The following is a 16682-nucleotide window of genomic DNA, read 5'->3' as shown; positions in this document are numbered from 1 at the left end:
CGTTATGTGCCGCACGCAAGTTCCGTCAGCACATCCTCGATCTGAATCGCAATAATCTCGGCGGCCTTAAGCGCATCCTGGGCAATTCGCGCCGCGATATCTTCTTCCGGTTCGCCGCGCAATTTTTCAGCCGCCGCCTGAACACCTTCCAGTATCGTCTGTGGTGTTAATGCCGTGCACAGAAATGCCCAGTTCTCTTGCGACCAGAATTCAGTATGGCTTAAAGGATGGAGCCAGCCAGCGCAGTGCCATCCCTATGAGCAGAGGATGTTGTCCTCGCCGGCATAGATGAGATACGCCGCGTATTGCAGGGCGCATACTGCTTTGCCTACGGAATCCAGTGACCACCAGCGGGACCAGATGATGCGCATCACTGGTGCTATCCCGCCAATCTCATTGAACACGTAGTCAAATTCAGGTTCCCATACGTGTCTGACAGGCGGTTCATCACCAAATATTGCCCGGCAGCATTCCTCTGGCGTTAACGCCTCCTTCTTATTTTTTCGCGACATAGCGCCTCCCTGGCTGACTGTACGGAAGAGTACACCTTGTGCCGGTAGGGTTGTCTATCCTGCGTGTGCTAAACTGCGCGCAATTTTTCTTCTTACATGAGTTGGCAATGAGACGGGAACTGGCAATCGAATTTTCGCGCGTCACCGAAGCGGCGGCGCTGGCAGGCTATAAATGGTTGGGACGCGGCGATAAAAACACCGCTGACGGCGCGGCGGTTAACGCCATGCGCATTATGCTTAATCAGGTCAATATCGACGGGACCATCGTGATTGGCGAAGGCGAAATCGACGAAGCGCCGATGCTCTATATCGGCGAGCAGGTCGGTACCGGCCAGGGCGACGCGGTGGATATCGCGGTTGATCCCATTGAAGGCACCCGGATGACCGCCATGGGCCAGGCGAACGCGCTGGCGGTGCTGGCCGTCGGCGATAAAGGCAGCTTCCTGAACGCGCCGGACATGTATATGGAAAAGCTGATTGTCGGACCGGGCGCAAAAGGCGCTATCGACCTCAATCTGCCGTTGGCCGATAACCTGCGTAATATCGCCGCCGCGCTCCATAAACCGTTAAGCGAACTGACCGTCACTATTCTCGCCAAACCGCGCCATGACGAGACCATTGCCGAAATGCAGCAACTGGGCGTGCGCGTGTTTGCCATTCCGGATGGTGACGTGGCGGCCTCCATACTGACCTGTATGCCGGACAGCGAAGTTGACGTGCTGTACGGCATCGGCGGCGCGCCGGAAGGCGTGGTCTCGGCGGCAGTGATCCGCGCGCTGGACGGCGATATGAACGGTCGCCTGCTGGCACGTCATCACGTTAAAGGCGACAGTGAAGAGAACCGTCGCATCGGCGAAAATGAGCTGGCACGCTGTCAGGCGATGGGGATTGAGGCGGGCAACGTGCTGCGACTCGACGATATGGCGCGCAGCGACAACGTGATTTTCTCCGCCACCGGCATTACCAAAGGTGATTTGCTGGAAGGGATTAGCCGCAAGGGAAATATCGCCACCACCGAAACGCTGCTGATCCGCGGAAAATCCCGCACCATTCGCCGCATCAAATCGATTCACTATCTGGATCGCAAAGATCCAGACGTTCAGCGTCACATCCTCTGAAAATATTTGTCCTGGAGAGCTTTCCAGCCTTGCGGGGCTGGAAATGTTAACGCCGAGCGACGAAGATAAGGTAACGAAACCAAGAGGAGATCACCATGGCGGACTGGGTAACAGGCAAAGTAACCAAAGTAGAATACTGGACCGATGCGCTGTTTAGCCTCACCGTTCATGCTCCCGTTCAGCCTTTCACCGCCGGACAGTTCACCAAGCTGGGACTGGAAATCGACGGCGAGCGCGTGCAGCGCGCTTATTCCTACGTTAACGCGCCGCATAATCCCGATCTTGAGTTTTATCTGGTCACCGTGCCGGAAGGAAAGCTCAGTCCCCGGCTGGCTGCGCTAAAGCCTGGCGATGAGGTTCAGCTTGTCAGCGAGGCGGCCGGATTCTTCGTCCTGGAAGAAGTGCCTGACTGCCAGACGCTGTGGATGCTGGCAACGGGGACGGCACTGGGCCCTTACCTTTCCATTTTGCAGGAGGGTAAAGACCTGGAGCGTTTCACAAATCTGGTGCTGGTGCATGCCGTACGCTACGCGGCGGATCTCAGCTACCTGCCATTGATGCTGGAATTGCAGCGGCGTTACGAAGGTAAACTTCGTATTCAAACGGTGGTTAGCCGGGAAAACGTCGCCGGCTCGCTGACCGGACGCGTCCCGGCGTTGATTGAGAGCGGCGCGCTGGAAGAGGCCACCGGATTACCACTGACGCCTGAAACCAGCCACGTCATGCTGTGCGGCAACCCGCAGATGGTGCGCGATACCCAGCAAATGCTGAAAGATACCCGGCAGATGACCAAACATTTGCGCCGTCGTCCGGGTCATATGACCGCTGAGCACTACTGGTGATCAGCGGAATTTAACGTCCTGCGTCTCTTTACCGTACTTGTTCTCGCCCTGGGTGCCGATAAACGCGCCCAGTTCGATTACCATCATTACCATCACCAGCGTGGGAATAAAACGCCCCACTATCCACTGCCAGATGCCCGGCAGAATTGCCCAGTTTCCGGCCAGCAGCATCCACGCCAGAATCAGCAATAGCGCCCACAGGCCCGATTTACCGCGATCGTGCAGACGTTTTATTACCACTGTCGCGGTAGGCCATTGCAGGCAAACCAGCGCAAACGCGGCGATTTGCATATCGATCAGGTTGCTGCCTGCAAGGGTAAAGAGGCAAAACATCGCCACCAGCCAGATGACGATCCAAATCCAGAAATCACGGCGTCCAGTGCGCCCTTTAATTGAAAATAACCACTGCTGTAGGGTCATGCATTCATCCTTATTATGTTATTGCGCGTAGTTTACCCTGAAGTCGTCAGTTTTTGACAAGTCCGGCGGTTATCGTTTTAATCGAAGCAGACTGGTAAAAAGGCGATAGTAATGAAGAGATGGGGAATACTGCTTTTACTCTGGCTGACGGGCTTCACCGTGAGCGCATCCGCGTTGGCTGAGGACCCCCCCGGCGTGACCGCGCCTTATTTGCTGGCCGGTTCCCCCACGTTCGATCAATCCATCAGCCAGTTTCGGGAAAAATTTAATACCGACAATCCTGGCCTGCCGCTCAATGAGTTTCGCGCGATTGCGGGCGTAAAGGATGGCGTCAATTTGACGCGTGCCGCCAGTAAGATTAACGAAAATCTTTACGCCTCTACCGCACTCGAACGCGGCACGTTGAAGATCAAATCCATGCAGCTCACCTGGCTTCCCATTCAGGGATCGGAGCAAAAATCGGCCAGAGCTAAAGCTCATGAGTACATGAGCGCCGTACTGCGTGTGTTTATCCCGACAATGACCAAAGCGCAAAGCCAGCAAAAGCTGCAAAAATTGCTCGCGGCAGGCAAAGGCCAGCGTTATTACGCCGAAACCGAAGGCGCCATTCGCTATGTTGTAGCGGATAACGGCGAAAAAGGGCTGACCTTCGCTGTTGAACCGATTAAGCTGACGTTATCTGATAGCAATGAAGGCGACAATAAATGACGAAAAGCAAAGCCTTTGAAGCGATCAATCTCTATACTGACTCACAGACCATGCTGCCCTGAGGGGCGGCAATATTCCCTAACTCGCTTACAGCGTGGAGAATTAAAATGCGACATCCTCTAGTGATGGGTAACTGGAAACTGAACGGCAGCCGCCATATGGTTAACGAACTGGTGGCTAACCTGCGTAAAGAGCTGGCTGGCGTCACCGGTTGTGGCGTAGCGATCGCGCCGCCGGAAATGTACATCGACCTGGCAAAACAGGCCGCAGCGGGCAGCCACATCGTGCTGGGCGCGCAGAACGTCGACCTGAATCAGTCCGGTGCATTTACCGGTGAAACCTCTGCCGAAATGCTGAAAGATATCGGCGCGAAATACATCATTATCGGTCACTCAGAGCGTCGTACTTACCACAAAGAATCCGACGAGCTGATCGCGAAGAAATTTGCCGTACTGAAAGAGCAGGGTCTGATCCCGGTTCTGTGCATCGGTGAAACCGAAGCCGAAAACGAAGCGGGCAAAACGGAAGAAGTCTGTGCTCGTCAGATCGATGCGGTCCTGAAAACTCAGGGCGCAGCGGCATTCGAAGGCGCGGTTATCGCCTACGAACCAGTATGGGCGATCGGTACCGGCAAATCTGCAACGCCTGCCCAGGCACAGGCGGTTCACAAATTTATCCGTGACCACATTGCCAAAGCCGACGCAAAAGTAGCAGAGCAGGTTATTATTCAGTACGGCGGTTCCGTAAACGCCTCTAACGCGGCCGAATTGTTCACCCAGCCGGACATCGACGGCGCACTGGTTGGCGGCGCGTCCCTGAAAGCTGACGCTTTCGCGGTGATCGTTAAAGCAGCCGAAGCCGCTAAACAGGCGTAACCGCAGTTGCCGTGAGTGCCGGGTGGCGGCTTCGCCTTACCCGGCCTACGTTATGTTCACGTAATCGCATTCCGTAGGCCCGGTAAGCGCAGCGCCACCGGACAGGTAACCCATCGCGGCTAACGTCACGTTAATGCCGGGTGGCGATGCTGACGCATCTTACCCGGCCTACGTTATGTTCACGTAATCGCATCCCGTAGGCCCGGTAAGCGCAGCGCCACCGGGCATTCACACCTACAATTTCCCCAGCAGGTTAAACCACACGTAATCCAGCGGCACCAGCAGCAGATACGTCACCAGCGCCAGCGCCAGGCACAGCAGCATTCCTGCGCGAGCCGGGACTTTACCGAGCGCCATCGCCACCACAATCGGCGACGCCTGATACGGCAACAGCGGCGTCGAGTATCCCGCCACCTGAATCATAATCACGCTGAGCAGCGGAAAGCCTGTCGCATCCGAAAAGCTCTGTGCCAGCGTGGTATACAGTGCTGGCACGCCGTTGGCGGTCATAATAAAATTGAGTGCGGTGGTGATCCCGGTCAGGGCGAGGAAGCTGGTGAAAGGCCGCGCCGGATCGAGCGGCATTACGTGCAGTAACGCATCACCTACCGCGCCGCCGATCCCCGTTTCCGTTACGGTCAGCGCCAGCCCCAGAATGCCGCCGACGTAAAAGCAGGTGCGCATATTGACCCCGGAAGCGAACTCTTCGCCGCTGATAAAGCCCACGCGCGGGAGTAACGTTACACAGGCCGCCGCCAGCCCAACCCAGGCGGGGCCGATGCCGTGCCAGCTCTCGGTCACCCATAAAATCAGCACCACCGCCAGCAGCCAGGCGAGGCGTTTTTCCTCGCCGCTCATTGGCGCAGACGGCATCAGTTCACGCGGCGGCTGCGGCTTACCGGGGAACAGCCAGCAGATCAGACCGATCAGGATAAGCCCCTTAAGAATTCCTAATACCGGCGTGTGCAGCAGCAGGTAGGGCACGTAGTTGAGATGGATACCGTACGCGCCTTCTGCCGCGCCGCTCATCACCAGATTTGGCACGTTGGCGGGCAGAATGGTCGCGGAAAGCTGGAAGGTGCCAAAGCCGACCGCCAGCGCCAGACCATACCACGCGCGGCTGCCGTCCTGAATGCCCGCGCGGGCCGCCATCGCCGCCACAATCGGCATCAGCAGCGCGATACGTCCCATGTTAGACGGCATCACAAACGCCAGCGCATAGCTGAGCAGAACCACGCTCGCCACCATCAGCAGCCAGGAATCGGTCAACTTCGCCGATAGCGCCCGTGCCGCCCTGTCCGCCAGTCCCGTTTTGCGGATCGCCACGCCCAGCACAAAACCGCTGAACACCAGCCAGAAGGCCGACGAGGCAAAGCCGCCGAAAATCACCTCCGGCGGGGCAATTTTGGCGATCATCGCGACGGCAAAAAACAGTAGTGCGGTGATGAACTCCGGCAGCAGCGAGGTCGCCCAGAGTAAAATGGTAATGCCAACGACCACGGACGGAAGGAATAGCGGGTGGGTAAGCCAGAGCGACATGCCTGTCTCCTGATGATTTTTTCAACAAGGATACGGGGACAGACAGCGGGAGTAAACGCCAGAGTTGGTGGGGCTATCTACGCAACGGACGTTTATTACAGGGATTAATGATAGTGAATTTCGCCAAAGTACTCTGACAATACGTAGTATCGGCAGTATTCAAAAGGCCTGTCAGCTCCGGCCATAAAGGTCTGTCTGGCCACGGATAAGATCGGTTTATTGGCCGCAATCTGTAATTTCTCACACAGATCCGCAGACGGTAAGATGGCTTCAACTTTTTCAGTCGCCGAGTCGCTGGCGACCTGCAACAGAGAATACAGGGACGTATGCTCCAGAGCCTCTGCGGTTAATGCAAGATCGGGGAAAAAGCTGAGATCGAGATAAATTTTCTCATGGTTAAACGGACGATTGTTCAGATAACGAATGCGCGAAATATAAAAATAGTGGTGATGCGCAGGTAAACTCAGGCCGTCAGCCTGGGCATCACGCGCGCGGCGCGGGGCAATCTCCAGAATGCGGTTTTCGACAGCGACACTGGCATCCTGCAAATCGCTGGTGATCCCGCGAAACGTATGGCCGTAGCTCACCCCTTCCGGTACCGCGCACACTATCGAACCGCTGCCGCGCTGCGAAGTAATAATCCCCGCGTTAATCAGCTCGCTCCAGGCCTGCTTCACGACGATCAGCGAAACATTGTAGGTGCGGGCAATCTCTTTTTGCGTGGGTAACTGGTGGCCGACAGGCAGCGCGCCGTTCTGGATCTGCTGGCAGAGGATAAAAAACAACTGCTTATAAAGCGGAGTAAAACTCGTTTTATCAACCTGCAAGCTGTTTACCTCATGTCTCAGCCGACAGGGGACGATCTTTCCGTCCCCGGCAGGATGAATACGCTACCCTGCGATTTGTCTGGCCAGTTCTGCCAAATCGAAATGATTCATACGATCCACGGTTGTTAAATAATCGGCAGGAAAGGCGTTCACACCGTGGAATGCGCCGGATATTGCGCCAACCATCGTGGCGACAGTATCGGTATCATTGCCGATATTAACGCCGGAGATAATAGCATCAACGGCGGAATCCGGACAACATGCGAACAGACCGAAGGCTGCCGGGACAGCCTCGCTGACGTGCAACCCGGAGCCGATAATATCGGCGATGTCCACGATCGCGGTTTCCCAGTGGCGATGCCGCTTACCAATATCAACGGCCAGTTCAATACGCCGGGCAACCGATGGACCGGCAACCATCATCGCGCCCTGCTCCTGCGCAAGCAGGTATCCGCGTTGCGCACCATACACTCCCGCCGCAATGATACTGTCGGCGCTGGTCTGCGCTTTTAACGCTTCGCTGGTCGCCGCCGCCATTGCCGCTGCGCCTGACATGGCCAGCACGTTGTTGTGCGTGAAACGGCAAATCTGTAGCGCGCACTGGATCGCCGCGTCGATGTCACCGGGATGCAGCACTGCCGCAGGCCAGATTTTCATCGCCGCCCCGTTGGTCGCCTCGGCGTTGCCTTTATTGATGATTTGTACCGACTGCTTTTCTCCCTCCAGCTCGCCCTGTAATGACGCGCGATTGTCGTTAAAAATGGCTTTCATCGCCGCCCGCGTCGTGGGGCCGGTAAAGTTGGCGTAGTAAGGGTAATCGAGCCATTGCTGGAAAGCTTCGCGCATCGCCTCATCGCTGACGGCACGCTGATGGCGCAATAGCGCCTCCATGATGTACTTCGCCTGGATAAAGTCATCGGTACACATTCCTGCGTCGTTGCAACGTCCGAAGGTATCTGCCGGGGGTTTCTGAAACGTGGTAACCCACCCGCCAAAGTAGTCCTTAATCTGCTGCTGAGTCCGGACTTCCGTTGCGGCACCCATCGCGTCCGCCGCGGCGGCACCTACCAGACATCCCAGAATTTTATTGTGATCAACGTGCATGATGACTCCTTATTTCACGGTAACGACTTGCGCCAGCGGATGACTGGACAAGAAAGTGTTGAGCTGGTCAGGGAACGGCAGTGCGGTCATCGCACCTTTTGCCGTCACTGCCATTGCGCCGCAGGCATTGGCGTTGCCGATCGCCTCAGCCAGTAATGCCTGACGCCAGTTATCAGTCTGCGAGAGCGTAAAAAGCAGGCCGCCGACAAACGCATCGCCCGCGCCAGTGGTGTCCACCACCTCAACGTGCGGCGCGGGAAAGTAATGTTCTCCCTCTGCGCAAATCAACAGTGCGCCTTCCTTCCCCAGGGAGATGATGGTGGTCTCGCATCCCCGTTCACGCAGGTAGTAACGGGCGTCCTGCCAGCGGCTGGCTCCGCTTAACTGGCACAGTTCATCAGCAGAGACTTTGCAGACAGAGGCCAGCGCGGCGGACCGGGCAATCAGCGCGGGGATCTCACTGCTGTCCTGCCACATGGTGGTCCGTAGATTGACGTCAAACAGAACGTGGCCGCCAGCTTCACGCATTCGCCTCGCGCCTTCCAGGCAGGCTTCACGCGCCGGATGGTCGGTTAAGCCAATCGAGCTAAAACAGAACCACTCGTTCCTGCAAAAGGGCGGCAGGTCCTGCGGTGAGACACAGGTGTCGGCCCCGGGGTGCACCAGATAGGTGAAGCTGCGCTCTCCGTCGTCCGTCAGATTGACGATCAGCACCGCGCTGGTCAGCGCCGCGTCCAGTCTGAGGAATGCGACGTCCACGCCGTTATCCTCAAAAACCTGACGCAGAAAACGGCCAGCGTCGTCGTCACCAAGGCAACCGATAAAACCGCACGAGCCGCCTAAACGGGCCACGCAGACCGCAACATTCGCCGACGCGCCGCCGGGACATTTCAGATAGATATTTTGCGTTTCCGGGACGAGATCAACAGACGCATCGCCAATCACCCAAATCTTATTCATATGCGTCTCCTTATGCCTGACGCTGCGCCAGCTCGCGCTGAATATCGCGGTAATAGTGGTTATTAATCAGATACTTTTTCATCAGCAGCCCAACCAGGAGGTGGAACAATGCCGGAATAAGCGTCATCATCAGCGCAATACCGCTCAACGAACGCGCGCTTTGCTCAACATCGGCCTGATAACCAAAATGACTCAGCAGGAAGCCCAGCACGCCGCCCGCGACGCCCATGCCAAATTTCTGGAAAAAGAGGATGCCGCCAAAGGCAAGACCGGAAACGCGCAGGCCGGTTTTCTTCTCGCCGTAGTCCACCGCTTCGGCAATGGAAGACCAGAACACCGGCATTTGCATGTCGCAGAAAAAATTGATGAGGAAATAGAACGCGAATGCCAGCACGAGGTTTTCCCGTCCGACGAAGAAATACATCAGCGCGCTCAGAATAAAGGTGATTAATTGGGTGTAGCGGAACATTTTTATTTTGTCCCAGAACTTCGTCACCCAGGTGGTGGCAATCATTGCCAGAATTGACGCCACCACGCCGGTGGTCAGGAACGGTGAAATCAGGTTATCCCCACCGTTGAGGAAATACTTAGCGTAATACGCTGCGACGGAACCACGAATAACATAGCCGCACATTAACAACAGGATCACCACACCCAGAATGATCCACTGATCGTTACGCAGCAGATATTTAAACTGCTTGCCGACGGAGAGCGACGTAATTTCCGGCTCGCTGCGTTCACGGGTAGTCAGAAAACAGAAGATAAACAACAGCGCGCCCATTGCGCCCATCAATCCCATAGAAAGTTGATAACCGAGCGCTTTATTGCCCTGCCCCAGCCAGACGGCCAGCATTGGCACAACGATGGTCACCAGAAAAGCCGCGATTTTGGTCATTACGAAGCGATAGCCGTTGGCGCTGAGGCGTTCAACCGGATCGCTGGTAATGACGCCAATCATGGAAATATAGGGGATGGTGATGGCGGTATAGACCAGCGTCATCAGGATATAGGTGCCATACGCCCAGGCCAGCTTAGCCATATAGGCCATATCAGGCGTGATAAACATCAGGTAGACGGCGAAACCAAACGGCAGGGCAAACCATAATAGCCACGGACGATAGCGTCCCCAGCGCGTATTTAATTTATCAGTAAGAATACCCATCGCCGGATCGATAATGGCATCGATCATGCGTACCACCACCAGCAGCACGCCGACATCTGCGGCCTTCAGGCCATAAATATCGGTATAGAAATAAGCCAGCAGCAGCTGCATAGCGATAATCACGACGTTTATCGCCATATCCCCCGCGCCGAAGCCGATTTTTTCCACGATAGAAAGTTTCATGTCGATATTCCTTCAGGTGTAAAGGCGAAAACATCTCGAAGAACCCGCAATTTAACATCATGAAATAAAAACGTTTTTAAAGAGAAACTATCGTATTCACTGTTTACGATGGTTTCAGAGCGAGTATAGCCATCGCCTAAAAGATATAAAGGTATACCTTTATATCTTTTGATCGGGCTCACATAATTTTGTATAAATAACCGTCAATGGCGGAGGCATCGCCAGCCAGAAAAGGGTCAGTGGGAAGGAAAGATAGTGAAGGGATGGAAAATCAGAAGAATGCCTGTCGCCTAACGTTAAGGAGACAGGCAATATCAGTAAATACTTTTGAGTACAGCGGGTTATAACGAAGCGGCGAACTCGCGGTTCATGGGCGCTCCTCAGGGCATCAGGCCGATAAAAACCGTTTTCTTACGCGGACCGCTCATCAGCGGCTCGAGCTGCTCAACGCAGGCTTTGTAGTGCGGCGTGGTTTTATGCATCGCGACGGCCTGTTCATCGACGTAAGCTTCATAGATGTAGAACCGCGTCGGCGTCTCCGGGTCCTGTAAAACGTCAAAACGCAGGTTGCCCGCTTCCTGTACAGAACCGAGATGATTCTGGCGAAAAACATCAATAAACTGCCCGATTTTGTCCTCGTGAACGTTAATTTCCACCAGCGTAACGTGCATTATTCTCCTCCTGTATGCCTGGTCTGAACGATTTACGGCTTACCCTTTTTCACTAAGAAACAGTTCATAAGCCCGTTCTGCCGTCTCATTTTTATGCACAACGGCATGGACCGCTTTGATCATCGCCACCGGATCTTCCGACTGGAAAATATTGCGTCCCATATCCACGCCGCTGGCTCCCTGATCGATGGCCCGCCAGCACATCTCGAGCGCTTCACGCTCGGGCAGTTTTTTGCCGCCCGCGATCACAATCGGCACCGGGCAGCCTGCCGCAATCCGCTCAAAGCCTTTGTCGACGTAGTAGGTTTTGATAATTTGCGCGCCAATCTCCGCCGCAATACGCGTCGCCAGCGAGAAATAGCGCTGATCGCGGGCCATGTCTTTGCCGACGCCGGTCACCGCCATGGTCGGCATCCCGACCCGCAGCCCGGCATCGATTAACTGAATGATGTTTTTAATCGACTGGTGTTCATACTCGGTGCCGATATAGACCTGGGCGGCGACGGCGCAGCTATTCAGCCGTACCGCATCGTCCATCGCGACTGCCACCGCCTCATTACTCAGCTCGGTTAAAATCGAATTCGCTCCCGAGGCGCGTAAGACCACCGGTTTATTGGTGGCGGGCGGCACGACGCTGCGCAATATGCCACGGGTACACATCAGGACATCCGTATGTTCAAACAGCGGCGCAATATTAATATCAATCCGTTCCAGCCCGGTGGTTGGCCCCTGAAAATAGCCGTGGTCGAACGCCAGCATGACCGTTTTGCCGGTATGCGGATTAAAAATGCGCGACAGGCGGGACTGCATGCCCCAGTCCAGCGCGCCGCAGCCTTTTAAGGTAAATGGGGTATTGATTTGCGGTTTATCGGTATGGAAATCTTTACCGTCTTTGATGTCATCTAAATCAGCCATTATTTACTCCCCAGCGAGATCAAAAATCGTATTTATCGATATTGTCTTTGTTGAACACCACGCGCTCCGGTAGCAGCACGATGCCGTTGCCTTTCGCTTCGTAGGAATAGCCCTGTACGCTGTTTGGCGAGACTTCCACCTGGCCGACGCCCGGAATATCCAGCTTGTCACCGGTATTCATCGGCTTGTTTTTCAGCAATGCGTTAGCGACGTGAACCGAGATTTTTCCCTGCTGCACCACATCCCACAGGCCGAACTCTTTGACGGTGCCGCGTTTCACATACGGACGCATGACGTTCGGCGTACTGAAGCCGACGATGGCGATATTGTCGCGCTTGAGGTTTTCAGCAGCCTGCGCCGCGGCGGGCAAGGCGTTGGCATCAGGGGCGATGATGGCGTCCAGATCGCCGTACGCTTTAATGATCCCTTCCGCCGTTTGCAGCGATTTGGTGGCGTCGTTATAGCCAAACTGGGTGGTGACGATTTCCCAGCCCGGATGATCTTTGGCGATTTTCGCTTTCGCCTCATTCACCCACTGGTTCTGATCCGTCACCGTTGGGCTGGAGTAGAAGAACGCCACTTTCGCCTTCTCTTTGGTCACCTGATGCGCGGCCATATCCACCAGCATGCCGCCGAGCTGTTTCGGCGTGCCCTGATCGATGTAGTACGAGCGGCATTCCGGTTTGGTATCGGAATCCCAGGTCAGCACTTTCACGCCGCGCTGCATAGCGCGTTTTAACGCCGGACACAGACCGTCGGGCGACACCGCAGAAACGATAATCGCGTCATAGCCCTGGTTAACGAAGTTATTCACCAGCTGGACCTGGCCTGAGACGCTCGGCTCGGTCGGACCATCGTACGTCACATCAATACCCAGTTCTTTGCCCGCTTCCTTCGCGCCATTGCCGCCGCTGGTGAAAAAGCCAACGCCTACCAGTTTCGGGATAAACGCGATACGTTCTGCCGCCTGCGCTGCGATCGCCGTGGAGGCGAGGCCAAGTGCGACGAGTAAGGTCAGCGTCTTCATGTTTTGTCTTGCCATTTTTCTCTCCGTAATTTCAACACGACGTCACGCCTGCCGCGCGGTGCGGCGACGTGAGATCCACTCAACGATGTGATGACGGTGCAGGCTGACGGAACGCCCTACGACAACAACAATCAATAATGCGCCGGACAGCGCGCTGGAAATCTGGTTCGGCACGCCAGCCATTTGCAGCCCCTGCTGCAAAAAGCCCACCAGCAGAACCGCCACGGCGGTGCCGATAATCGACCCGGAGCCGCCGTAGATATTCGCCCCGCCCAGCACCACCGCCGTGATGGCTGGCATCAGGAATGACGAGCCCAGATCGGAACGGGCAGAGCCAAAATAAGAGACCAGCAGCACGGCGGCGATGGCGGACGCGACCCCGGTCATGGCGTAAACGGTATACAGCGTGCGGTTCACCGGCAGAGCGCTGTACTGCGCCACCCGCGTGCTCTGGCCAATCAGAAAAATATTGCGCCCAACATGGGTACGGTGCATCAGCAGCCAGAAAAAGACGCCGCATACCAGAAAGAAGATCAGCGGCACAGGTACGCCGAACGGTGCAAGGTTGGCGAAATCGGTAAACGCGGCCGGGAAGCCGCCGATCCCTTCATAACCGGTCGCGCCCGACATCCCGGACAGCAGCAGCGCGCTGCCGCCAAACAGATACATGGTGCCGAGGGTGATCACCAGCGGGTTAATACCGGTATAGATAATGAGTCCGGCGTTGATCAGCCCGCACAGCGCGCCAAGCAGTAGCGTCAGGAGGATAGCCAGCGGTAACGGCACGCCAGCCTGAAATAAAAAGCCCAGCGCGATGGCGCACAAGCCAATGGTCGATCCAAATGAAATATCCATCCCGCCGCTGACAATGACCATCGTCAGCGGCAGAGCGACAATACCAATGCAAATAAAATCACTGGTGCTGAACAGCAGGACATTCACGTCCAGCAACCGTGGGTTAATGAAGCCGAAGGCCAGGATTTCCAGCACCAGTAACACGGCCAGAGCCAGTTCCCAGCTATAACGTCGCCAGAGAGTCATTGTGCTATCTCCCGTTTTTTATTGTGTTGAGATGGCTTCCGCACGGGTTTAGGTTGCGGCGGCGCGGACGGCATAAAGCGGGCGTATTTCTGGCGGCGCAGATTTTTTTGCAGCGCGCGGCGCAGGCGACCGTCGAACACCAGCACGCCCAGCAGCACCAGACCGGCGATAAAGTCATTCCACCAGGCCGGGATGCGCAGCAGCACCAGCACGCTGTCGATTTGCGTAAGGAAGTAGGCCCCGAGAATGGCCCCGATCACCGACCCGGAACCGCCGAGCAGACTGATGCCGCCCAGCACGCAGGCGGCAATGGCCTTCATCTCCAGCCCGGTGCCGGTCTGATTGGGAATAAAACCAATCTGCGAGGCAAATACAATCCCGGCCAGCGCCGCCATGCAGCCGTTCAGGGAAAAGGCGATAATCCGCACCATTTCAGTACGCACGCCGAGCTGACGTGCGCCCTGCAAATTGTCACCGGTCGCGTAGAAATTACGGCCAAACGGGGTTTTGGCCAGCAGCCAGGCCATCGCCAGCAGCAGCACCAGCGTGAACCAGCCAATCGCGGAAATGCCGAGGAAAGCAGGCGCGGAGAGCTGTTTCAGGCTGGCGGGCAATCCTTCGATCCACTTGCCGCCGGTCCACAGCAGCATGATGCCGCGATACAGTCCCAGGGTGCCGAGCGTGGCGACAATCGCCGGGATTTTCAGCCACGCCACCAGCACGCCGTTAAAGAATCCTGCCGCCATACCGAGTAACAGCGTGGCAATGCAGGCGACCGGCAGGCTATATCCGTCATTCAGCATCAGCCCGAGCAGCACCGCGCACATTCCGGTGGTCGATCCCACCGATACGTCGATATTGCGCGTTAGCATGACCATCGTGGCACCGATTGCCAGCAGCATCAAAATCTGCGCGCTGCTGAAAATCATGGTCAGCGTCTGCATGCTCAGGTAGTTGCTGTCCAGCGCGCCGGGGAAAACGAACAGGCAGACAATCGCCAGCAGCGCGGTCGCCTCACGATTATTTTGAATAAATTTCAACATGTTGCCTCCTTCGCGTGATGCTCGCCAAAAGCAACGTGCATAATGGTATCGACATTAATATCGCTGCCGGAGAGCGCGGGACCGCCAAGCTCGCCCTGGTGCATGACGTAGACGCGATCGGCCATCTGTTCGATTTCTTCCAGATCAGAGGAGATAAACAGCACCGCCACGTTTTGCCCGGCAATACTGCGCAGAAGCTGATAAATATCGCTGCGGGCCGCCACGTCCACGCCACGTGTAGGTTCATCGACAATCAGCAGCTGAGGGGACGCCTCCAGACATTTGGCAATCAGCACCTTCTGCTGATTGCCACCGGACAGCGTGCGCGCGGGCTGTTCTGCATCATTGAGTTTGATATTCAGCGCCCGGTGATAGCGCTCCAGAATGGCGTCATCGCGCCGGGCGTTGGCCCACAGGCCGCGCTGGTTATGGGTCAGCGAGCTGACATTCCAGGCCAAAGACGCATCAAGATGTAATCCTGACGACTGGCGATCCTCCGGCAAATACACCAGACCGTGTTGTAAGCGCTGGCGCGTGGATAAAACGCTGATGTCTTTGCCGTTCAACATGACCTTTCCGCCCCGTACCGGGCGAATGCCATAAAGCGTTTCGGCCAGCTCGGTGCGCCCGGCGCCCACCAGTCCGGCCAGTCCAAGAATTTCCCCGGCGCGGACCTCCAGACTGATGTGCATAAAACCTTCGCCGGTCAGATCGTCCAGCGTCAGCACCGTCGCGCCCCGCGCATTCTGCGGACGGCTGCCGGGCAGTTCCAGCCACAGTTTCTGGCTGTCGGACAGATTTACACCGCTGGAAACCGGGGTAATTGCCTGAATAATATCGTGGGTGGAGAGATCCGCGGTTTTTCCAGCCAGCGCGATTTTGCCGTCGCGCATGACGCTCACGCGGTCGGCAAGCTGACGAATTTCCGGCAGCTTGTGCGAGATAAACACAATGCCGACGCCTTTTTTCAGCAACTCACGCAGGCGGGTAAACAGCCGGTCGGTTTCCGCTGGCGTCAGCGAGGCGGTAGGCTCATCAAGGATTAAAATTTGTGAATCGCGCATCAGCCCGCGCATGATCTCAACGATTTGCCGATCGGCCACGTCGAGGGTGCCTGCGATGCTGGCCGGATCGAGCTGGCAGCCCAGCGCCGTCAGCAACTGCTGCATTTTTTCGGTCGAGGCCTGACGCCCCCGCAGACCAAACAGAATGTTTTCCTGTACCGACAGACTGGGGAATAGCAGCGGCTCCTGCGGCACAAGGTAAATGCCTGACTGATGCGCTTTGAGCGGAGATAGATGGTGGCAACGCACGCCTGCGATATCCATGGTTCCGCCATCGGGCGGCACGATACCGGCAATGATTTTCATCAGCGTCGATTTTCCGGCCCCGTTTCCACCAAGCAACGCGTGCACCTCTCCGCTATGCAGCGTAAAGTCGATACCCTTCAGGACATCAACACCGGAATAGTGTTTACGGATGTCCTGTACGCAAAGCAGTGGGGGTGCCGAAAAATGACTGGATTGCATTCTGCCTCCGCTCACTCAAAAAGAGTGCCCGATTGAACAAATGTTTTTATAAAAATGAATTGTTCAAAAACAGTAGTAGCAAATTGGTTACAAAAACATCACCAGGATCACATTTTGTGAATAAATGAACTTTCCTGTGCAAAAAGTTCATCCATTATTAAATTGTGTGGCGTACGTCACAGCGAACAGCTGTGGATGGTTGAACA

General features: G+C 55.9%; 16 protein-coding genes and 1 pseudogene. 4 read left to right on the top strand and 13 right to left on the bottom strand.

Annotated elements, in window-relative coordinates:
* Nucleotides 1–2: 2 nt before the first annotated feature.
* Nucleotides 3–512: pseudogene (locus P0H77_RS00715) on the bottom strand (hypothetical protein).
* Nucleotides 513–619: 107 nt separating this feature from the next.
* Here P0H77_RS00715 and glpX point away from each other — a divergent pair.
* Nucleotides 620–1630: a class II fructose-bisphosphatase gene (glpX, locus tag P0H77_RS00710; RefSeq protein ID WP_276160977.1), complete on the top strand. Its 1011-nt coding sequence runs from the start codon at nucleotides 620–622 to the stop codon at nucleotides 1628–1630.
* Nucleotides 1631–1725: 95 nt separating this feature from the next.
* On the top strand, nucleotides 1726–2472 hold the full coding sequence (gene fpr / locus P0H77_RS00705) for a ferredoxin--NADP(+) reductase (RefSeq protein WP_276160974.1): 747 nt from the start codon (nucleotides 1726–1728) through the stop codon (nucleotides 2470–2472).
* Here the strand turns inward: fpr and P0H77_RS00700 are convergent, their stop codons facing one another.
* Nucleotides 2473–2892 carry a DUF805 domain-containing protein gene (locus tag P0H77_RS00700; protein WP_276160972.1) on the bottom strand — a complete coding sequence of 140 codons (420 nt, stop codon included), beginning with the start codon at nucleotides 2890–2892 and terminating at the stop codon, nucleotides 2473–2475.
* Nucleotides 2893–3003: 111 nt separating this feature from the next.
* Here P0H77_RS00700 and P0H77_RS00695 point away from each other — a divergent pair, with 111 nt between their 5' ends.
* Nucleotides 3004–3600, top strand: a complete 597-nt coding sequence (locus P0H77_RS00695; protein ID WP_276160970.1) for a YiiQ family protein — start codon at nucleotides 3004–3006, stop codon at nucleotides 3598–3600.
* 107 nt (nucleotides 3601–3707) lie between these two features.
* Nucleotides 3708–4475, top strand: coding sequence for a triose-phosphate isomerase (gene tpiA / locus P0H77_RS00690; protein ID WP_276160969.1), 768 nt, complete (start codon nucleotides 3708–3710; stop codon nucleotides 4473–4475).
* A gap of 234 nt (nucleotides 4476–4709) precedes the next feature.
* Here the strand turns inward: tpiA and P0H77_RS00685 are convergent, their stop codons facing one another.
* The 11 genes from P0H77_RS00685 to lsrA form a co-directional block, all read right to left on the bottom strand.
* Entirely contained in the window at nucleotides 4710–6014 is a 1305-nt protein-coding gene (locus P0H77_RS00685; RefSeq protein ID WP_276160968.1) for an SLC13 family permease, read from the bottom strand.
* A 104-nt stretch (nucleotides 6015–6118) separates the two neighbouring features.
* On the bottom strand, nucleotides 6119–6841 hold the full coding sequence (locus tag P0H77_RS00680; protein WP_276160967.1) for a GntR family transcriptional regulator: 723 nt from the start codon (nucleotides 6839–6841) through the stop codon (nucleotides 6119–6121).
* Nucleotides 6842–6904: 63 nt separating this feature from the next.
* Nucleotides 6905–7945 carry an ADP-ribosylglycohydrolase family protein gene (locus tag P0H77_RS00675; protein WP_276160966.1) on the bottom strand — a complete coding sequence of 347 codons (1041 nt, stop codon included), beginning with the start codon at nucleotides 7943–7945 and terminating at the stop codon, nucleotides 6905–6907.
* A gap of 9 nt (nucleotides 7946–7954) precedes the next feature.
* Complete coding sequence (locus P0H77_RS00670) at nucleotides 7955–8905, bottom strand: aminoimidazole riboside kinase (RefSeq protein ID WP_276160964.1); 951 nt, start codon at nucleotides 8903–8905, stop codon at nucleotides 7955–7957.
* 10 nt (nucleotides 8906–8915) lie between these two features.
* A complete protein-coding gene (locus P0H77_RS00665; protein ID WP_276160962.1) occupies nucleotides 8916–10250 on the bottom strand; it encodes an MFS transporter in 1335 nt (444 codons plus the stop codon).
* Between the two features lie 380 nt (nucleotides 10251–10630).
* Complete coding sequence (gene lsrG / locus P0H77_RS00660; protein ID WP_276160961.1) at nucleotides 10631–10921, bottom strand: (4S)-4-hydroxy-5-phosphonooxypentane-2,3-dione isomerase; 291 nt, start codon at nucleotides 10919–10921, stop codon at nucleotides 10631–10633.
* A 39-nt stretch (nucleotides 10922–10960) separates the two neighbouring features.
* Nucleotides 10961–11836 carry a 3-hydroxy-5-phosphonooxypentane-2,4-dione thiolase gene (lsrF, locus tag P0H77_RS00655; protein WP_276160959.1) on the bottom strand — a complete coding sequence of 292 codons (876 nt, stop codon included), beginning with the start codon at nucleotides 11834–11836 and terminating at the stop codon, nucleotides 10961–10963.
* A gap of 19 nt (nucleotides 11837–11855) precedes the next feature.
* Nucleotides 11856–12878: an autoinducer 2 ABC transporter substrate-binding protein LsrB gene (lsrB, locus tag P0H77_RS00650; RefSeq protein WP_276160958.1), complete on the bottom strand. Its 1023-nt coding sequence runs from the start codon at nucleotides 12876–12878 to the stop codon at nucleotides 11856–11858.
* Nucleotides 12879–12905: 27 nt separating this feature from the next.
* Entirely contained in the window at nucleotides 12906–13904 is a 999-nt protein-coding gene (gene lsrD / locus P0H77_RS00645; protein ID WP_276160957.1) for an autoinducer 2 ABC transporter permease LsrD, read from the bottom strand.
* A complete protein-coding gene (lsrC, locus tag P0H77_RS00640) occupies nucleotides 13901–14947 on the bottom strand; it encodes an autoinducer 2 ABC transporter permease LsrC (protein ID WP_276160955.1) in 1047 nt (348 codons plus the stop codon). The genes lsrD and lsrC overlap by 4 nt, the downstream gene beginning before the upstream one ends.
* Nucleotides 14941–16476 (bottom strand): autoinducer 2 ABC transporter ATP-binding protein LsrA, encoded by a 1536-nt coding sequence (gene lsrA, locus P0H77_RS00635; RefSeq protein ID WP_276160954.1) that lies wholly within the window; start codon nucleotides 16474–16476, stop codon nucleotides 14941–14943. Before lsrA ends, lsrC begins: the two co-directional genes overlap by 7 nt.
* Nucleotides 16477–16682: the final 206 nt, after the last annotated feature.

It is taken from the genome of Superficieibacter sp. HKU1, assembly GCF_029319185.1.
Lineage (GTDB): Bacteria > Pseudomonadota > Gammaproteobacteria > Enterobacterales > Enterobacteriaceae > Superficieibacter.
Note: the sequence above shows the minus strand (reverse complement) of the source record. Positions and strands in the feature narration are given on the sequence as shown.

Coding starts and splice junctions, on each gene's coding strand:
- glpX (WP_276160977.1), top strand. CDS start 620: ATGAGACGGGAACTGGCAATCGAATTTTCGCGCGTCACCGAAGCGGCG.
- fpr (WP_276160974.1), top strand. CDS start 1,726: ATGGCGGACTGGGTAACAGGCAAAGTAACCAAAGTAGAATACTGGACC.
- P0H77_RS00700 (WP_276160972.1), bottom strand. CDS start 2,892: ATGACCCTACAGCAGTGGTTATTTTCAATTAAAGGGCGCACTGGACGC.
- P0H77_RS00695 (WP_276160970.1), top strand. CDS start 3,004: ATGAAGAGATGGGGAATACTGCTTTTACTCTGGCTGACGGGCTTCACC.
- tpiA (WP_276160969.1), top strand. CDS start 3,708: ATGCGACATCCTCTAGTGATGGGTAACTGGAAACTGAACGGCAGCCGC.
- P0H77_RS00685 (WP_276160968.1), bottom strand. CDS start 6,014: ATGTCGCTCTGGCTTACCCACCCGCTATTCCTTCCGTCCGTGGTCGTT.
- P0H77_RS00675 (WP_276160966.1), bottom strand. CDS start 7,945: ATGCACGTTGATCACAATAAAATTCTGGGATGTCTGGTAGGTGCCGCC.
- P0H77_RS00670 (WP_276160964.1), bottom strand. CDS start 8,905: ATGAATAAGATTTGGGTGATTGGCGATGCGTCTGTTGATCTCGTCCCG.
- P0H77_RS00665 (WP_276160962.1), bottom strand. CDS start 10,250: ATGAAACTTTCTATCGTGGAAAAAATCGGCTTCGGCGCGGGGGATATG.
- lsrG (WP_276160961.1), bottom strand. CDS start 10,921: ATGCACGTTACGCTGGTGGAAATTAACGTTCACGAGGACAAAATCGGG.
- lsrF (WP_276160959.1), bottom strand. CDS start 11,836: ATGGCTGATTTAGATGACATCAAAGACGGTAAAGATTTCCATACCGAT.
- lsrB (WP_276160958.1), bottom strand. CDS start 12,878: ATGGCAAGACAAAACATGAAGACGCTGACCTTACTCGTCGCACTTGGC.
- lsrD (WP_276160957.1), bottom strand. CDS start 13,904: ATGACTCTCTGGCGACGTTATAGCTGGGAACTGGCTCTGGCCGTGTTA.
- lsrC (WP_276160955.1), bottom strand. CDS start 14,947: ATGTTGAAATTTATTCAAAATAATCGTGAGGCGACCGCGCTGCTGGCG.
- lsrA (WP_276160954.1), bottom strand. CDS start 16,476: ATGCAATCCAGTCATTTTTCGGCACCCCCACTGCTTTGCGTACAGGAC.